This window comes from Thioalkalivibrio thiocyanoxidans ARh2 (assembly GCF_000385215.1).
Classification (GTDB): domain Bacteria; phylum Pseudomonadota; class Gammaproteobacteria; order Ectothiorhodospirales; family Ectothiorhodospiraceae; genus Thioalkalivibrio; species Thioalkalivibrio thiocyanoxidans.
This window is the reverse complement of record NZ_ARQK01000058.1, coordinates 110,846-126,023: the sequence shown is the minus strand read 5'-3', so window position 1 is coordinate 126,023 and position 15,178 is coordinate 110,846. Positions and strand designations below refer to the sequence as shown.

The window sequence follows — 15,178 nt, the reverse complement described above, 5'->3', positions numbered from 1 at the left end:
AGCAGGCTTCGCCCCTCGTCCCCGAGTGCGTCAGCCAGGTCGTCGATGGGGGCCTCCGGGTCGGTGATGCGCCGGCGGGCGATCTCTTCGAGTATGGCGCGGTCTTCGCGCCTGTCGAGCATGTGCAGATTGCCGTGCAGGAAGAACCACTTTGCCTGCGGGTCGGGTGTCCGCGTCTTCCAGCGGCCCGTTGCGGGGTCCTGGAAGGCCCCGGTGGTGGCGAAGGTAATGACGTTTTCCGTGTCGTAATAGCCGCCAATCCCGACCAGGAAGTCGATGGCTTGTTCGCCCTCCGGTGTCAGTGTCGCGAGCACCGCCAGGCCCACGGCATAGGAGATCGCCGCGACCCCCACGTCCTGTTGATCCGGTGCGCCGTCCACCTCCAGGCGGGACAGGAGGGCCGCGGCATCACCGATGGCAGCGGCATCCTCGGTCCGCACGCTGAGGTCTTTCGTGCCTTGCAGGTCGGGCACCAGCACCAGGAAGCGCGCCCGCGCCAGCGTATGGGCGAGTTGCACCAGCCGGCGGTCGTCCTTGCCCTGCGGCGTGAAGCCCGGCACGAGGACAATGCGGGCCCCCACGTCCTGCCGGGGATGATAGAGGTCGGCTGCGATGTCCCCTTCGTCGGTCGCGAGCGTAAGCGCTTCGCGTGTGGGTTCGGGCGTGCGGTCCTTCAGCGCGCTCGGCCCCGCGCCAGCCTCGATGTCCTGGAGCACGCGCGTTGCCTCCCAGCCTTGGATGCCGATGTAGCCGGCAATCAGCACGAGGCCCAGCAACAACACAGCCGCGATGCGAAGCATGCGCTTCTCCTGTCCGATGGGCTGTACCCGTCCCCGGGAGGATATCGGGGGTTCGCGGCGATTTGGGGGAGTTACCCGGTGGATCCGTTCTTAGCGTAGTCTGCCCCGGATCTTTGCGGATCTACGCCGAGCAGGGCGCCCCCCCGAAGATCAGCGCTCGATGCCGCACTTGTCGTCGAGCGCATCTGACTTTTCCTGGCTGACGGGAACAGTGAGGGGGCCGCTGGCGGGCGCGCCCATCATCGCCGCGAGCAGGACCAACTCCTCGGTATCGCTCGGATTGTATGCGGTGTGCAGCTCGCCGCTGTCGACGTTCGCCGTCCCGGCCGGGTAGTGGCGCTCGGTGCACTCCTCCGTCACGTAAATGAGTTCGCCTTCCTCAATGATGGAGATGGTGGTCGCAGGGTGAGTGTGCCAGGGGAATATAGCGCCCGGCTGCACAACCACTTCGGCCAGGACGAGATGTGAGACATCCTCAAGGTGCATCACCTGCGTGTCATCTTCGCCTTCGGCCTTCATCTCGAGCGTGATCGAGACGTCATCGGTGAACGCACCGCGCTCGACGCCTATCGGGTTGACCTGAATCGGCGGCGGGCCGTCCCCGGAGGCCACGACGGGCATGGCGAAACAGGCCAGCGCAGCGAGACCGACCATCGAACAATGTGAGGTCTTGTGCCGCATTGTCCTGCTCCTCATCCCGCCCGAGGGATCACGAACTCCAACCGGTCCCACGATCCGAAACGCCCTGGCGTTCGCCTGCACCGCGCACACCGCGCCGCTCGGTGGGATGCCTATAAGGTGACGATACTACTGGGCTTTCGACGAATACAATTGGGGGCTTGGTCACCCTGACCACCTGCAATAGCGGAGAAAAGCAAGTGCAAGGGGCCGAATGCAAAAGGGATAGCGCGGTCATGCCCTGCCAATTGCTCGCCGGGCGCGGCGTGGGGATCAAAAGTCCGAGTCTGAGCCCGATGTCCCGGCTGCCGGGCGGTACCGAGGGACCGATTGCACGGGTTGGGGCGGCCGTATTTCAGCCTTTGCGCCTGCCGATGATGACCAGGTACTCGCGGCGGATGTGCAGGCCGGTATCACCTGCAAACTTGCCGTGATAACGATCGATATCTCTGCGGAACGCGGCCTGGCGGTCCGCGGGCAGGTCATGGATGACCTGCTTCATTGGCCCGAATCCACGCGCATACCAAGCCCAGGCATCGTCGACAGAGTCGAAGTAGTGATGGTTGACGCCCTCCTCGAACGACAGCTCGAAGTCCTCGCCCAGCAGGTCTCGGACATGGTCGGGGTCCCCCCAGGCCAGCGGTGACGGATCGGGTGGAGGCGCGCCACTGTGCTGGCCAATGATCCCCAGGAAATCCTGAACCGTTCCGCCGGCGGCCCAGACGGCCAGCGACAGACGGCCTCCCTTGCGGCAAACGCGCCCCAGTTCACGGGCGGCCCGCGCCTGATCACTCGCAAACATGACCCCGAAGGTCGAGATCACGCCGTCGAAGCTGGCGTCCGAGAAGGGGAGGTCCTCGGCGTCGGCTCGCTGGAAGCTGATGGCCGGCTGCAAGTGCCCGGACAACGCGTCAGCGGCCCGTAACAGGTTTGAGGCGATGTCGGTCCCGGTGACGTGAGCACCGGAGCGCGCCACATTGCGGGCTGTCCAGCCGGTGCCGGTGGCCACATCCAGAACCTCGTCGCCGGGCTGCGGGTTGAGCCGCTGGGCGGCATGGGCGAGGGCATCCGAGACACCGAAGCTGATGTTGTCGTAGTCCGGTCCGCCGCGATCCCATATCTGGGCGGCGAATTCGTGATGCGGCTTGATGGCGGCGGGCTGAGTGGCCTGTTCGTTCATGGTGGCCTCCCGGATTCGTGGGCATGCCGGTGGTATCGGTCCACCGAGATCGGTTGGCCGCATGGCGGGATGATCCCTGCCCCTCGGCCGATCGGTGACGCGAGCGCTCGTATGAGTATGTAGACCGATCGTCATAGTTCGTCAAGGATGGTAGAAAAACGGCATGGCAACCGACACGCGTACGCGGATGATTGAGACAACCGCCCGCCTGATCCAGGCGCGCGGCCTCCATGGTGTGAGCCTGAACGATATCCTCGAGGCCAGTGGCGCGCCGCGTGGATCGCTCTATTTTCACTTTCCCGGTGGGAAGACGGACCTTGTTCTGGAAGCGGTGCGCGCCGGCGTAGAGGAGGCCAGCCGGGTCCTGCGGGGCTGTCTGGAAGCCGCCGATGGCCCGGCTGAGGGTATTCGCAGGTTCTTTCAGGCGGCGGCGGGCGAGATGAGCGAGTCCGGCTACGCGTTCGGATGTCCGGTAGCGCCCATCGTGCTGGATATGCCGGAGGAGGAGTCCGCGCTCGCGGAAGCCTGTCAGGCCAGCTTCGAGGAATGGATGGCGATGTATCGGGATGCGCTCGTAGCGGCGGGTATCAGGCCGGCGCGAGCCGTCACCCTGGCCCGGACCATCATCTCCAGTCTGGAAGGGGCTTTGATCCTTGCCCGCAGCGAACGGAACACCACCACCATCGCAGACGTTGGCAACGAGATGGCAGCGCTGATTGAAAACGCAATGCGGTCGTAAACGTTGCCGTAGCCAGGGGATAGAAAGGCGACAGACATGATTATTGCGTCTCGAAATGAGCTCGCGAGGCCCGACAACGGGGTGGCGCTGCTTGTGGACTGTCGGAAGGCGGTCTAGCGTCAGAGGGAAGACCGGGGAATGTCACACGCGATCCATAACGGCCTCGTGAGACTGCCCGGGATACCGGGAAGGAGTGACCTCATGGCCAGCGATAACATCCCGACCGTGGACTGGCAGGACGGACGAAACGCGGGACGAGTGAAATTCCAGGTGATGCACGAGGAGCCGGTGGTTTTGATGATGCCATCGGGTATGGACTGGTCGGTGGATGGAAGCGAGTTCGGGTGCACAGCTGAGCCGGACAGCGGGATGCAGCGTAACTGCGAAGGTGGTGGCCTGCTGCGGAAACTGGCCGAGCTCAACGACATGCCAAAGCTGAAGGACATCGCGGACGCCTGCGAGTATTCCAGCTCTCGTATTGATATTGACCCCTCCGGCGCCCGCATCATCTTCCACGACTGAGCGCTGCAGGGCGCAGGGCGGGTACCGGCAGGGCCCGCCGCAGTGAAGGGAAGCGGATGATCTTCGTGTTCGAGATCCACCTCCGGCCGGGCTGTTCCGCCGAGCAGTACGCCGATGCCTGGGTGCGGGCCAGCCGCATCATCCAGCAGGCCCCCGGCGCCCGTGGCACCCGGCTGCACCGGAAGATTGGCGACCCGCATGTACTTCTGGCCATCGCGCACTGGGAATCGAAGGATCAGCGCGATGCGATGGAGGCGGACCAGCCGGAGAATGTGCGCCGCATCATCGCAGAGCAGGCGGCGTGCGTGGACGTGCGGGTCATTGGCGAATTCGCGGACGCCGAATGGCGCGTCGACCCACCCGGAACGGACGACACAAGTATTCCCTGACGCTTCGGTCGTGGGGAAGCCTCAGGTCTGGGCCCGATGGAGATCGGTCGGGATGCCCGCTAACCCCGAGGGGAAGAGGACACCCGTGATTTCTTGTTCTGTCAGGCCCTCAAGGCGCGGGGCTTTGAGGGCCTGGCGCCCTCGCCAGTCCGGCCAGAACGGGGATTGTGAAACTCGAGATCCTCCTCTGTGTTCTATGCTCCCAGACTCGAGGGGATGACAGAGACGGCGAATCATTCCTCGATACAGTGCTGAACGCCGCGAGGCGCTGCTGGCGAATCTGCTGTGCCGCCGCCTCACGGCCTGACGGGGCGAGCAGGCTCTGGTACGGGAGATTTCAGGATGAGCGCGCAAACCATCGGGGAACTGCTGTCTTCCCGTTCCGTTCGCGAGGACCAGGACGCGGTCGTCTCCATGAGCCGCGATGGCTCCGATGCCCTCTCGCGGGGGGAACTGCTCGAACGGGCGGGGCGCCTGGCCGCCGGGCTGCAGCAGGCCGGAGTCGAGCAGGGCGACCGGGTCCTGATCCTGGCTCCCAACAGCGCCGAGTGGGTGGTGTCGGCCCTGGGCGTGATGAATGCCGGTGCGGTCCTGGTGCCCCTGGATACCCAGATGCCGCGCGAGGACCTGGACCACGCGATTTCGGATTCCGCACCGCGTTTCATCTTTACCACCACGAAGCTCAGGGACCGGCTCCCCGAGGCACTTGGCGAGGTACGCACCTACCTGTTCGATGCGGACGCCGCTGCCGCGGATACCTGGGAGGGGCTTCTCGCGAAGGAGCCGGCAGACCCGGTTGCGGGCCCGGATGATATCGCGGCGATCTTCTATACCTCTGGTACTACGGGGCCGCCGAAGGGGGTCCCGCTGACGCATGCCAATCTGAGCAGCAACGTGGAGGCGTTGTGCGACCAGGAGCTCGCGGACGATCGCGATCGGGTGCTGGTGCCCCTGCCGTTTCACCATGTGTATCCGTTTACCGTGGGCATCCTGATTCCGCTGACCCTGGGCGCGACGATCATCGTGCCGTTCTCGCTGGTGGGTCCGCAGATCGTGCGCGCGCTTCGCGAGGGCGAGGCCACGGTGATGCTTGGGGTGCCGCGGTTGTACGAGGCTGTGTGGCAGGCCCTGGAAGATCGGGTCGCGGGGCGCGGCGGGCTGGCGGCGTTCGTGTTCCGGCGGATCATCGGTGTCTCCAGGCTGGCGCGCCGCCGGCTCGGTCTCAACCTCGGCCGGAGGCTGCTGAAGGGCCTGCACAGTCGCCTGGCCCCGCGCCTGCGGCTGGTCGTCGCTGGCGGGTCGGCGCTCGATCCGGAGCTGGCGCGCAACCTGCAGGCGCTGGGCTGGGACGTGGCGACCGGCTACGGCCTCAGCGAGACCTCCCCGATCCTGACCTACAACCCGCCGGATCGGCTCAAGATCGAGGCCGCCGGTCTGCCGTTGCCCGGAGTCGAGCTCAAGATCGACGATTCGCAGTCTGGCGACGGGCGTGGCGAGGTGATGGCGCGCGGGCCGAACGTGTTCTCCGGCTACCTGAACCTGCCGGACAAGACCAAGGAAGCCCTGGACGAAGACGGCTGGTACCGCACCGGCGATACCGGCGAGATCGACGATGACGGTTATCTGCACCTGCACGGGCGGGAATCTTCGATGATCGTCCTCTCGGGCGGCGAGAACGTTGACCCGGAACGGGTGGAAGATGCATTGAAGACGATCGACGACGTACGCGAGGCCGGGGTTCTGGCGCACGAAGATCGCCTGGCCGCTGTCGTTGTGCCCGAATCGGGTCTGCTGCGCGAGGTGACCGGCGACGATCTCGAGAAGCGCCTGAAGGAGGCGGTGAACCGGGCGGCGAAGGAACTGCCAAGCCATCATCGCCCGGGCACGGTGCGCGTTGCGCTCGACCCGTTGCCGCGCACGCGCCTGGGCAAGTTGCGTCGGCACAAGCTGGAAGAGCTGTTCGAGGAGCTGGGCCGGGAGGACACCGTCTCCGAGGCGCGGCCGGAGCCGGTTTCGCCGGAATCCTGGGCGCCGGAAGACCAGCAGCTGCTGTCGGATCCTGCAGCGGAGCAGACATGGACCTATCTCGCCGAACGGTTTCATGACCTGCGTCTGACGCCGGACAGCATGCTGGCAGACGAACTCGGGATCGATTCGCTCAACTGGGTGGATCTGACGCTTGCGCTGGAGGACCGCGCCGCCATCGACCTCGACGATTCGGCGATCGAGCGTGTGGAAACGGTGCGTGACCTGCTGAAGGAGGCGGCCGGAGCCGCGGAGGCGAAGGAAGGGCGAGGGGAGCTCAAGCAGCAGCTCCAGGATCCCGAGGCTTCCCTCGACTCCGTCCAGCAGCGTGCTCTGGAGCCACCAGGGACGGCCGGCCGGGTGGCCGGGCGTCTGCTCCTCGGGGGTGCGCGGCTGCTGGCCCGATTGTTGATGCGGGTGGAGGTGCAGGGCCGTCTCCCCGATCCGGACGCGGGTCCCCATATCCTTGCGCCGCGCCATCTGAGCTTCGTGGACCCGCTGGCGTTGCTGCCGGCGTTCAGCACGCGGCAGCTGGAGGCGCTGTACTGGGCGGGTCTGGAGGCCTATCTGTTTTCCAACCGGTTCTCCCGCGCGTTCAGCCGCATCGCGCGCATTCTGCCGGTGGATCCCGCCGCGGCACCGCGGCGCAGTCTCCTGCAGGCTGCCGCTACGGTGCAGCGTGGCCATAGCCTGGTCTGGTTTCCGGAAGGGCAGCGTTCCCCGGACGGCAGTCTCCAGCGCCTGCGGCCCGGCATCGGGCTGGTGCTCGCAGCGCAGCCCGTGCCGGTGGTGCCGATATGGATCGAGGGGACCCGCGAGGTGATGGCCCCGGGTCGGATCTTCCCGCGGCCTGGCAAGAAGGTGCGCGTGATCATTGGCGAGCCGATTTCGGTCGATGCCTGCGGCCAGGATGAGCGCGAGATCGTGCAGACCCTTCAGGCCGCACTCGGGGACCTGGGAGGGGAGCCCGCGGCCGAAGACGAGCGGTAGTGGCTCATACGAGGCGAGGCGGCGCCATGGGGGCATATCGCGCTTGCGGGCCGTTCATCGGAGGCGCCCCGTGGACAACCTATTGAGAGATCACATCTAGCGTCGTAGTGTCTGCGCCTCGACTCGATTTCGGCCGGCCCGTTTCGCGTGGTACAGCGCTTCGTCCGCCTGGCGGATCAGGGCCCTGGGTTCGATCGGCCAGCGGGTGTGCACGCTGCATATGCCGATACTGATCGTGACGTGTGGTTCGGCGCTCTCCGGGTGTTTCAGCTCGAGCGCGGAGACTGCCTCGCGGATGCGTTCGGCTACCTGCAGCCCGCCTTCGGGGTCGGTATCGGCGAGCACGCAGGCGAATTCCTCGCCGCCGTAGCGGGCGCCCAGATCCGAGGGGCGGTTCAGTACGGAGCGAATGGCGTCCGCAACCGCGCGCAGGCAGTCATCCCCCGCCTGGTGCCCGAAGGCGTCGTTGTACGGCTTGAAATGGTCGATATCGATCATCAGCAGCGAGAGCGAACGTTCGCGCCGTGCCGCGCACTCGCGCTCCAGCAGGTCATCAAGCTCGCGCCGATTGGCCAGGCCAGTGAGCCCGTCGATTCGTGCCTGACGGGCCAGTTCCTGTTCCACCTGCTTGCGCGCCAGGGTGCCGGCGATCATGTCCGCGACGAGCCGCAGCGCGGTAATCTGCTCCTCGGCCCAGCGGTAAGGCTGTTCCACAGCATCGTACCCGACCATTCCGAAGGCCTTCTGGTCACTGATCAGCGGGATCAGCAGGAGAGACCGGATATGCTCGCGACGGAATTCGGCCTGCTCTACTTTGGCCTCTGGCGGCAATTGGTCGACGTCGGGTATGTGGACCACCTTTCCTGCGAGCACCTGCGAGGTGACCCAGCTGTGTGTCTCCAGCGGAATCGCCTGAAGGTGGTCCCGGTAGGCCTGGACGTCATCCGCGCACCATTCGCTCACCAGACTCATCTGCCCGGCGCGGACATCGAAGCGAAACACGTAAGCTCGCCCAAGGGCGAAGAACATGCCCAGCCGGGCGAGACTTTCTTCGACAACGGTGTCGATCCGGTCGGCCGTGATGTTGATCAGTTCGGCGGAAATCTCGGCGATCAGGCGCTGCAAGCGATGCTGCCGGTCATGCGCGGCCTCCAGACGCCGACGAGCAGTGATGTCGTGCGCCACAGAGCTGGCCCCGAGCAACCGTCCGTTCGCGTCGAACAGCTGTTCGGAGTGCCACTCCAGCGTACGCTCGTCGCCCGAGCGCGTGCGGATGGTGGTCTCGAATCCCTGCAGGCCTTCGCCCTGCTGCATCATCTGGCGGGCGCGGGCAAACACCGCCTCGCGGTAGTAGGGGTCCGGGTACAGCCACTCCCAGATCATGGCGTGCCCGAGGACCTCTTCGCGGGAATAGCCACTGATGCGCTCGGCTGCACGGTTCCAGAAGGTGATACGACCCTCTACATCCAGAGAATTGATCCAGACCGCTGCATTGTCGACGATCAATGCGTTGAAGTGGTCCTGGTCTTCCAACGCCATCTATACCCCCCTGGTCGGGCGAACAACCGCGCCCGTTTTTTCCAGCATGCCTGAACCCCCGGTCGGGGCAAGCATGAGATGCGACAATCGCTGGGTGCTACTTGTATAAGTAATAGCACAGGCGAGGCACATTTCCGCGGACCTGATGCGGGGAGGGCGACACCAAGGCCATCACGGGTCTGTCACACATGCAGCCGGCACAAGCGGGTGCCGTAACGGGGGAAGTGAATGGCAACAGCGCTTCAAGATCGCACGGTGCGCAAGATCCTGCGCGGACTCAAGTCGCGCTACCCGGTGTTCTACCTCCAGGGCTGGGACGAGGACCGCATGGAGCGGCTGCTGGGGGCGGTTGCACGCTCGTATTACGGCGAGGAGGGACACCTCGAGGTCTGGTCGGCGAGTACCGGATTTGATGGCGACGCCCCGGATGCGCCGACGACCGATCCGCTGCAGGCGGTTGCCCGCGCCGCAACGGGGCGTGCCGAGGGCCCGCGGATGGTGTTGCTGAAGGACCTGCCCACCTGGTTCGAGGGCAATCCGGCGCTGGTACGCGGGGTGCGTGACCTGTACTACCGACTGAAGAACGGCCGGGATGTGGTGTTTCTCAGCTGTCCTTTGCTGAAGCTGCCGGAGATCCTGAAGAAGGAGGTCTTCCTGATCGAGGTGGATCTGCCGTCGGAGGAAGAGGTCCTGGAACAGCTGGAGGTCGTGACTGGCGCCTCCGAGGTTTCGCGCGAGCAGTTGTTCCGCCTGGCGGCGGGCATGCGCGGGCTGTCGCTGAACGAGGTCGGGCACCTGAGTGCACGGCTGTTCCGCGGCAAGCCCATGCCCGAGGCCGAGATGCTGGCGGAGATCCAGGAGGAGAAGGGCCAGATACTGCGCAAGGAGAGCTGCCTGCAGTTCTACCCGCCGCAGCGTTCGTTGGACGATATTGGTGGCCTGGAGAACCTGAAGGATTGGGTGCGCACCCGTGCGGATCTGTTTACCGAGAAGGCCTGGCGCGACGACGTGCCGCTTCCGGCCGGTGTGCTGTTTATGGGGGTGAGCGGCTGCGGCAAGAGCATGGCGGCCAAGGCGATCGCGACCGCCTGGGGGCTGCCGCTGGTACGGCTGGACATGAGCCTGGTGCTGTCGGGCAGTTTCGGCACGCCGGAATATGCCTTTGCAAGGGCCACGCGGATCGCGGACCGGCAATGTGAACATCTTCTCCAGTTTTCTGACCTGGCTGCAGGAGAAGTCGCCCCGGGTGTTCGTGGCGGCCACCGCGAACCGCATCCAGCAGCTCCCGGCGGAACTGATGCGCAAGGGTCGGTTCGACCAGCTGTTCTTCCTCGACCTGCCGCAGGCGGAGGAGCGCAAGGAGATCCTGCGCATCCACGTCGAGCGCTATGGCGGAAACATCGAGGACTTCAACCTGAATTACATGGCGGCCAGTACCGAGGACTGGAGCGGGGCCGAGATTGAACAGGCGGTAAAGTCGGCGCGCATCGATGCCTACCGGGAAGGGCGGCTGTTCAATCAGCGCGACGTAATCCGCAACGTGATCAACACAGTGCCCCTGTCGCGGACCATGGTGGAGCAGATCCGCGAGATCAAGAGCTGGGTGTTCCAGCGAGCGATCAATGCCTCCAGGCCAGAGGCGGCGGGGAGTACCGCAAGCGGGTCGCCGAAGGGGCCCGACTAGGAACCGAACCACTGGCCCGCCGAAACCGGAACTCGGGGTGGAGTCTCGGCCCAGGCCGATTGGCGGGAGAGGTCAGGAAAGGCGCCGTCTGGCGGGTGGCGGGCCGGGTGGTCCGGCTCCCTCGTGCAGAATGACTGCACGGCCGTCACCGCGCCTTGTTCGCACGCAAGAGCGACTCGAGCGCGAGCGTGTACATTGATCAGTGTTTCCCAAGGAGCGGAAGAATGTTCAAAGCGGTCCTGGTTCTTGGCCACATTAGCGGCATCCGCATCCAGATCCACATCAGCTGGGTATTTATCCTGATCCTGTTGCTGGTGACCATGAGCACGGGCTTCCACTACCACTATCCAGCGTGGACCCTGTCGATGGTGATCGGCACTGCAGTGGTAACGGCCCTGATGTTCTTTGCATCGATCCTTGCCCATGAGCTGGGCCACAGCGTGGTGGCCCTCCGTCGGGGTGTACCGGTGGAATCCATCACCCTGTTCATCTTCGGCGGCCTGGCCCAGATGACGCGGGATACCGAGCGGGCAGAAGACGAGTTCTGGATTGCTATTGCCGGCCCGGCGGTGAGTGCCGCCCTGGCAGTGGCCTTCTGGGCCCTCGCATCGGCGACTGCTGACTGGTACGAACCGGTGCCGGTGGCGCTGGGCTGGCTCGCGCTGATCAACATGATCGTGGCGGTGTTCAATCTGATACCCGGGTTCCCGCTCGACGGGGGGCGGGTGTTCCGGGCGGTGATATGGAAGCTCACCGGTGATGCGCGTAGAGCCATAGAGGCTGCGGTCTGGGGTGGGCGGATGGTGGCATTTCTCCTGTTTGCCTTCGCCTTCTGGAATCTCGTCGTGATCGGCAACCTGATCGGAGGCCTCTGGATCATGCTGATTGCCTGGTTCCTGCTGAACATGGCCGAGGCGCAGGGCCGGATGTATGACATGCGAGAGCGACTGGCGGATGTGCGGGCGCGGGATCTGGCCAATCCGGAGCCGCCTTTCGTGAACCCGGATGCGTCCATTGAGGAGTGGATCAACCGGTTCGTCCTCCCGGGCGGCCGCCGCTCGTTTCTGGTCGGCAGGCCGGAGCGGGTCCTGGGGCTGGTGACCCTGAGCGACAGCCGCAAGGTGCCGCGGGACCGATGGGCGGATACCCGGGTCACCGAGATCATGACTCCGGAGGATTCACTGCGCCGTGTTGCGCCGGATGCGAAGGCTGAGGAAGTCCTGCAGGTTATGAGCGAACGCAATCTCAACCAGATCCCGGTGATGGAGGAATCCGGCCGGGCCATCGGCTGGATCGATCGCCAGCAGCTCCTGCGCAGTATCGAGATGCACATGGAGCTCCACCGCTAGGGAGGCCGTTGGTTTGAGGTTTCCCTCGGAGAGACCGAGGAGGCGGATAGAGGATCAATTGCGGTCGTCGCGCTGTACTTGCAGGCTTTGCTGTTCGCGCCATTCCATCTCCTTCTGCCGGAGGTAGGTGTTCTCGTCCAGCTCCCGCAGCTGTTCGGGATAGCGCTCGGTCAGTTCGAACCAGCGCGCCATGCGGAACGCCAGACGGTCCTCTTCCGCGAACTCAAGGCTCTCCAGATAGGCCTGGAATGCCAGGTAGAAGCGCATCACGTTGCGCTCGATGACACCTTGCAGACCGTCGACGTAAATCGGCCTCCCGGCGTCATCCTCCCCCACCACGGTGAAGCCGACCCGATCCCCGCCGCCGAAGCGGAGATAGAGGTTCAGGAAACCCCGGGCCAGGGCTCCGTAATCAACGGCATGCCGAACGTGGATCAGGGTCCGCTCGGCATCCAGAGGCACGGCCTCCAGGGTCATGCGGTAGTCCCGGGTGCCGTAGGGCCCCCGGTCCCCTGCGAGTTTCACGGCCAGATAGTCCTCCTCGGCGATCTGGACCCGGAAGTCCAGGTCCATCCGATAGGCGTTTTCCGGGCGCTGGAAGCGCTTTCTGCTGATGTAGAGTTCGATGCCGGACCGCTCGCCGTCCCCGTGGTGGACGCAGGCCTTCACATTGATATGCAGGAAGAGGGATTCGCACCATACGGCCGCGGACCGGAATTCCTGGGACACCTGATGGAAGGGATGCTCGAGGATGGCGTCCACCCGGACCATGACGGTGTCGTTATCCTGATCGGAGTCCAGCCGTATGGGTTCGGCATCCAGAGGCGTGCGCTCGATGCCTGCGGTTGCGTCTTCGATTCGCTCCGGGAGTGGTCCGTACTCGAGGGCAGACGCCGGGACCCACGCGCCGCCGAATACCGCCAGGGCCAGCACGGCCGAAATCAGGCGGCTACGCCGCGGGGGTGACCGTCCCGGCGGCAGGTGGAGGCACAAGGGTTGTTCCGTGTCCATACGGTGAGATTGGTCAAGGCCGGCGGAAAGTGCCAGTACCTGCTGTGCGACGCGGTAAGCACGAACGAGGTCCGGTCACGCTGACTGGAAGAACCGGCAGGCCCGGATGTTCGAAGTTCGCTCGAGCGGCCCGGATTCGAAGTACGTTGCCGATGTCTGGCGGTGTCAGGTATTCGCTTCTGCGTGGTGCCGGCGATAAAGCCGCCAGGACGCCAGTCCGACGAGTAGCGAAGCCAGCCCGCCAGTCACGAAGACCAGTGCCGGTGTTATGCCTGCCGGGCCGGTGAGCAGCCAGAACAGTACCGGGGCCACCAGCATCGCGGCGAACGCCAGGAAATTGCTGGCGGCGATGAACCGGCCGCGTCGCTCGGCGGGGCTGTGGCCCTGCAGGTAGGCCGTGATCGGCACGATGAAAAATCCGGAGGCGACACCCAGCAGGGCCATGAGCACCAGGGTTGCCTGGTAACTGTCGGCGGCGAAGTACAGCAGTGCGCTGAACAGGGCTGCGGCGATCATTCCGGCCGGGGCATGGTGCATGGCGATGGTCCCGCGCGAGAGATAGCCGGCCAGGATGCTGCCGGCACCGATGCCGAGCGCCAGCGTGGTCAGGATGATGCCGGTTGCAAGCTCGCCGAGCTCCAGGTGGATTTCTGCGAACAGGGGGACGTTCAGCTGGTACAGCGTGCCCAGCGTCCAGAACCACGCGATGCCGAGAATCACCAGGAACAGGACTCGATGCGGGCGAATCTCGTTGATGGACTGCACGATCGTCGCAAGCGGGTTGATTCGGAACGGTGCGGGGTTGTCGGTGGCCCCGGTCGGGGTGATGAAGAAGCTCGTCACCAGGCCAGTGAGGGACAGTGCCACGATGAGTGCAGCCGGTATCCACAGGTCCTCGCCAGCGAACTCCATCACGAAGCCGGCCAGTGCTGTCCCGAGGATGATGGCCAGGAACGTCCACAACTGTATGTGCCCGTTGGCGCGCGAGAGCTGCTGGTAGCGCACGATCTCCGGCAGGATGCCGAATTTGGACGGGCTGAAGAACGTGCTCTGCAGGCCCATCAGGAACGTGGTCACCAACAAGCCGATGAAGTTTTCGGTGATCAGCATCAGCGCGGCGGCCAGTAGTACCGCGGCCTCGGCCAGACGCGTGGTGACGATCACGACTTTCTTGCTGTAGCGGTCCGAGATGTAGCCTGCCCAGGGCGAGAACAGCACGAAGGGCAGCAGGAAGACGAAACCGACGAGACTGTAGTAGAAGGTGCCTTCCCCCTCGGCGACGAACTGGCGGATGGCGATGAAAATGACCACCAGCCGGAAGAAGTTGTCGTTGAGGGCATTGATGAAGACGGTCGCCATGTGGGCGATGAAGCCCTTTCTGCGTATGTCTGAGGTCTCGGTCATGAGGGCCGCCTGGCAAGTTTTCCGGAAGCACTCAGACAAGGGTTGGCGCGGGACAGGGCGCTAGTCAAATCGGCTGGATACCGGGCAGGCGGCGGGCCTGCCGGAGTGGCAGGGCTGCGGGGGGCTGCGAGAGGCGGCATCGGGCTGCACAAGCTGCTCTGCTGGCACAGTGAAGAATCGGTACAGGGTTCCCCGGCACAGCCGGTGTATGTGGATCGGGCATCCGTCCCTTCAAGTGTGGGGATCTGGTCAGTCCAGCAGCCCGTGTTGCCGCCCAGCGGTCCGGGATGTGCACTGGGTTGCGGCGTCGGTGCACCGGGACGTTGCAGGGTGCTGTGTAACCACCTCGGTGGGGCCTGTTCCGATGGCCTCGCCGGTATCTGGTAGATTGGGTTCGAAGGCTGGCCGGACCCGTTGCCCGCCGATGATTACAGGAGACCTGAAGATGGTGCCGACGAGTGTACCGGTGGAGGAGTTCACCACCCCCGACCCGATCACCGCGAACGAAGACATGACCATCGGCGATCTTCGGGCGTTGATGGAACAGCATGGCGTCCGGCATCTTCCGGTCGTGCGTGGCGATGCGGTAGTGGGGGTAGTCAGTGACCGGGATGTCCGCATTGTGCTGGGTTTGCCGGTCACGGAAATCAACCAGGTCAGGGTGTCCGACATCATGGCGGACGATCCGCTGACGGTGGTGGCGTCTACTCCCCTGGACGAGGTCGCATACGCCATGTCCGACAAGAAGATTGGCAGTGTCATCGTCAATGATGAAGACGGTCGGTTTCTGGGGATCTTCACAGCCAGCGACGCCCTGAATGCGCTGATCGAGATCGTCCGCGGCGGGGGCACATCTACTGGATGACCC

At 64.8% G+C, this 15,178-nt stretch carries 12 protein-coding genes and 1 pseudogene; 7 read left to right on the top strand and 6 right to left on the bottom strand.

The genetic code is table 11. The annotated features are described in order from the left end of the window. The 3 genes from G372_RS0111130 to G372_RS0111120 form a co-directional block, all read right to left on the bottom strand. Window positions 1-800 (bottom strand): hypothetical protein (locus G372_RS0111130; RefSeq protein WP_020008867.1); only part of this gene is annotated, 800 nt, incomplete at its 3' end. 150 nt (window positions 801-950) lie between these two features. Continuing rightward, window positions 951-1,481, bottom strand: a complete 531-nt coding sequence (locus G372_RS0111125) for a cupin domain-containing protein (RefSeq protein WP_038070544.1) — start codon at window positions 1,479-1,481, stop codon at window positions 951-953. Window positions 1,482-1,833: 352 nt separating this feature from the next. After that, complete coding sequence (locus tag G372_RS0111120) at window positions 1,834-2,658, bottom strand: class I SAM-dependent methyltransferase (RefSeq protein WP_019624099.1); 825 nt, start codon at window positions 2,656-2,658, stop codon at window positions 1,834-1,836. A 163-nt stretch (window positions 2,659-2,821) separates the two neighbouring features. On the opposite strand from G372_RS0111120, the gene G372_RS0111115 reads away from it, so the two are divergent. The 4 genes from G372_RS0111115 to G372_RS0111100 all read left to right on the top strand — a co-directional run bounded on the left by G372_RS0111115 (window position 2,822) and on the right by G372_RS0111100 (window position 7,323). After that, entirely contained in the window at window positions 2,822-3,397 is a 576-nt protein-coding gene (locus tag G372_RS0111115) for a TetR/AcrR family transcriptional regulator (protein WP_019624100.1), read from the top strand. Between the two features lie 201 nt (window positions 3,398-3,598). Continuing rightward, window positions 3,599-3,919: a hypothetical protein gene (locus tag G372_RS0111110; RefSeq protein WP_018863967.1), complete on the top strand. Its 321-nt coding sequence runs from the start codon at window positions 3,599-3,601 to the stop codon at window positions 3,917-3,919. 56 nt (window positions 3,920-3,975) lie between these two features. Continuing rightward, on the top strand, window positions 3,976-4,308 hold the full coding sequence (locus G372_RS0111105) for an antibiotic biosynthesis monooxygenase family protein (protein ID WP_018863966.1): 333 nt from the start codon (window positions 3,976-3,978) through the stop codon (window positions 4,306-4,308). Between the two features lie 342 nt (window positions 4,309-4,650). Then, window positions 4,651-7,323 (top strand): AMP-binding protein, encoded by a 2,673-nt coding sequence (locus G372_RS0111100; RefSeq protein ID WP_019624101.1) that lies wholly within the window; start codon window positions 4,651-4,653, stop codon window positions 7,321-7,323. Window positions 7,324-7,419: 96 nt separating this feature from the next. Here the strand turns inward: G372_RS0111100 and G372_RS0111095 are convergent, their stop codons facing one another. Beyond that, a complete protein-coding gene (locus G372_RS0111095) occupies window positions 7,420-8,862 on the bottom strand; it encodes a sensor domain-containing diguanylate cyclase (protein ID WP_019624102.1) in 1,443 nt (480 codons plus the stop codon). 228 nt (window positions 8,863-9,090) lie between these two features. On the opposite strand from G372_RS0111095, the pseudogene G372_RS14580 reads away from it, so the two are divergent. Together G372_RS14580 and G372_RS0111085 are read left to right on the top strand one after the other, a co-directional pair. Next, window positions 9,091-10,546 (top strand): annotated as a pseudogene (locus tag G372_RS14580) (AAA family ATPase). 224 nt (window positions 10,547-10,770) lie between these two features. Beyond that, entirely contained in the window at window positions 10,771-11,895 is a 1,125-nt protein-coding gene (locus tag G372_RS0111085; RefSeq protein ID WP_019624104.1) for a site-2 protease family protein, read from the top strand. A 54-nt stretch (window positions 11,896-11,949) separates the two neighbouring features. Here G372_RS0111085 and G372_RS0111080 read toward each other — a convergent pair whose 3' ends face one another. Continuing rightward, the gene (locus G372_RS0111080; protein WP_026340363.1) at window positions 11,950-12,888 is read right to left on the bottom strand and encodes a hypothetical protein; all 939 of its coding nucleotides are present in this window, start codon (window positions 12,886-12,888) and stop codon (window positions 11,950-11,952) included. A gap of 183 nt (window positions 12,889-13,071) precedes the next feature. After that, window positions 13,072-14,310: an MFS transporter gene (locus G372_RS0111075; RefSeq protein WP_019624106.1), complete on the bottom strand. Its 1,239-nt coding sequence runs from the start codon at window positions 14,308-14,310 to the stop codon at window positions 13,072-13,074. A 445-nt stretch (window positions 14,311-14,755) separates the two neighbouring features. Between G372_RS0111075 and G372_RS0111070 the strand changes: the two genes are divergently transcribed. Then, window positions 14,756-15,175 (top strand): CBS domain-containing protein, encoded by a 420-nt coding sequence (locus G372_RS0111070; RefSeq protein WP_018863959.1) that lies wholly within the window; start codon window positions 14,756-14,758, stop codon window positions 15,173-15,175. Window positions 15,176-15,178 lie beyond the last annotated feature (3 nt).

Bases quoted from the DNA above. Each gene is read 5' to 3' on its own strand.
- G372_RS0111125 (WP_038070544.1), bottom strand. From the start codon at position 1,481: ATGCGGCACAAGACCTCACATTGTTCGATGGTCGGTCTCGCTGCGCTG.
- G372_RS0111120 (WP_019624099.1), bottom strand. From the start codon at position 2,658: ATGAACGAACAGGCCACTCAGCCCGCCGCCATCAAGCCGCATCACGAA.
- G372_RS0111115 (WP_019624100.1), top strand. From the start codon at position 2,822: ATGGCAACCGACACGCGTACGCGGATGATTGAGACAACCGCCCGCCTG.
- G372_RS0111110 (WP_018863967.1), top strand. From the start codon at position 3,599: ATGGCCAGCGATAACATCCCGACCGTGGACTGGCAGGACGGACGAAAC.
- G372_RS0111105 (WP_018863966.1), top strand. From the start codon at position 3,976: ATGATCTTCGTGTTCGAGATCCACCTCCGGCCGGGCTGTTCCGCCGAG.
- G372_RS0111100 (WP_019624101.1), top strand. From the start codon at position 4,651: ATGAGCGCGCAAACCATCGGGGAACTGCTGTCTTCCCGTTCCGTTCGC.
- G372_RS0111095 (WP_019624102.1), bottom strand. From the start codon at position 8,862: ATGGCGTTGGAAGACCAGGACCACTTCAACGCATTGATCGTCGACAAT.
- G372_RS0111085 (WP_019624104.1), top strand. From the start codon at position 10,771: ATGTTCAAAGCGGTCCTGGTTCTTGGCCACATTAGCGGCATCCGCATC.
- G372_RS0111075 (WP_019624106.1), bottom strand. From the start codon at position 14,310: ATGACCGAGACCTCAGACATACGCAGAAAGGGCTTCATCGCCCACATG.
- G372_RS0111070 (WP_018863959.1), top strand. From the start codon at position 14,756: ATGGTGCCGACGAGTGTACCGGTGGAGGAGTTCACCACCCCCGACCCG.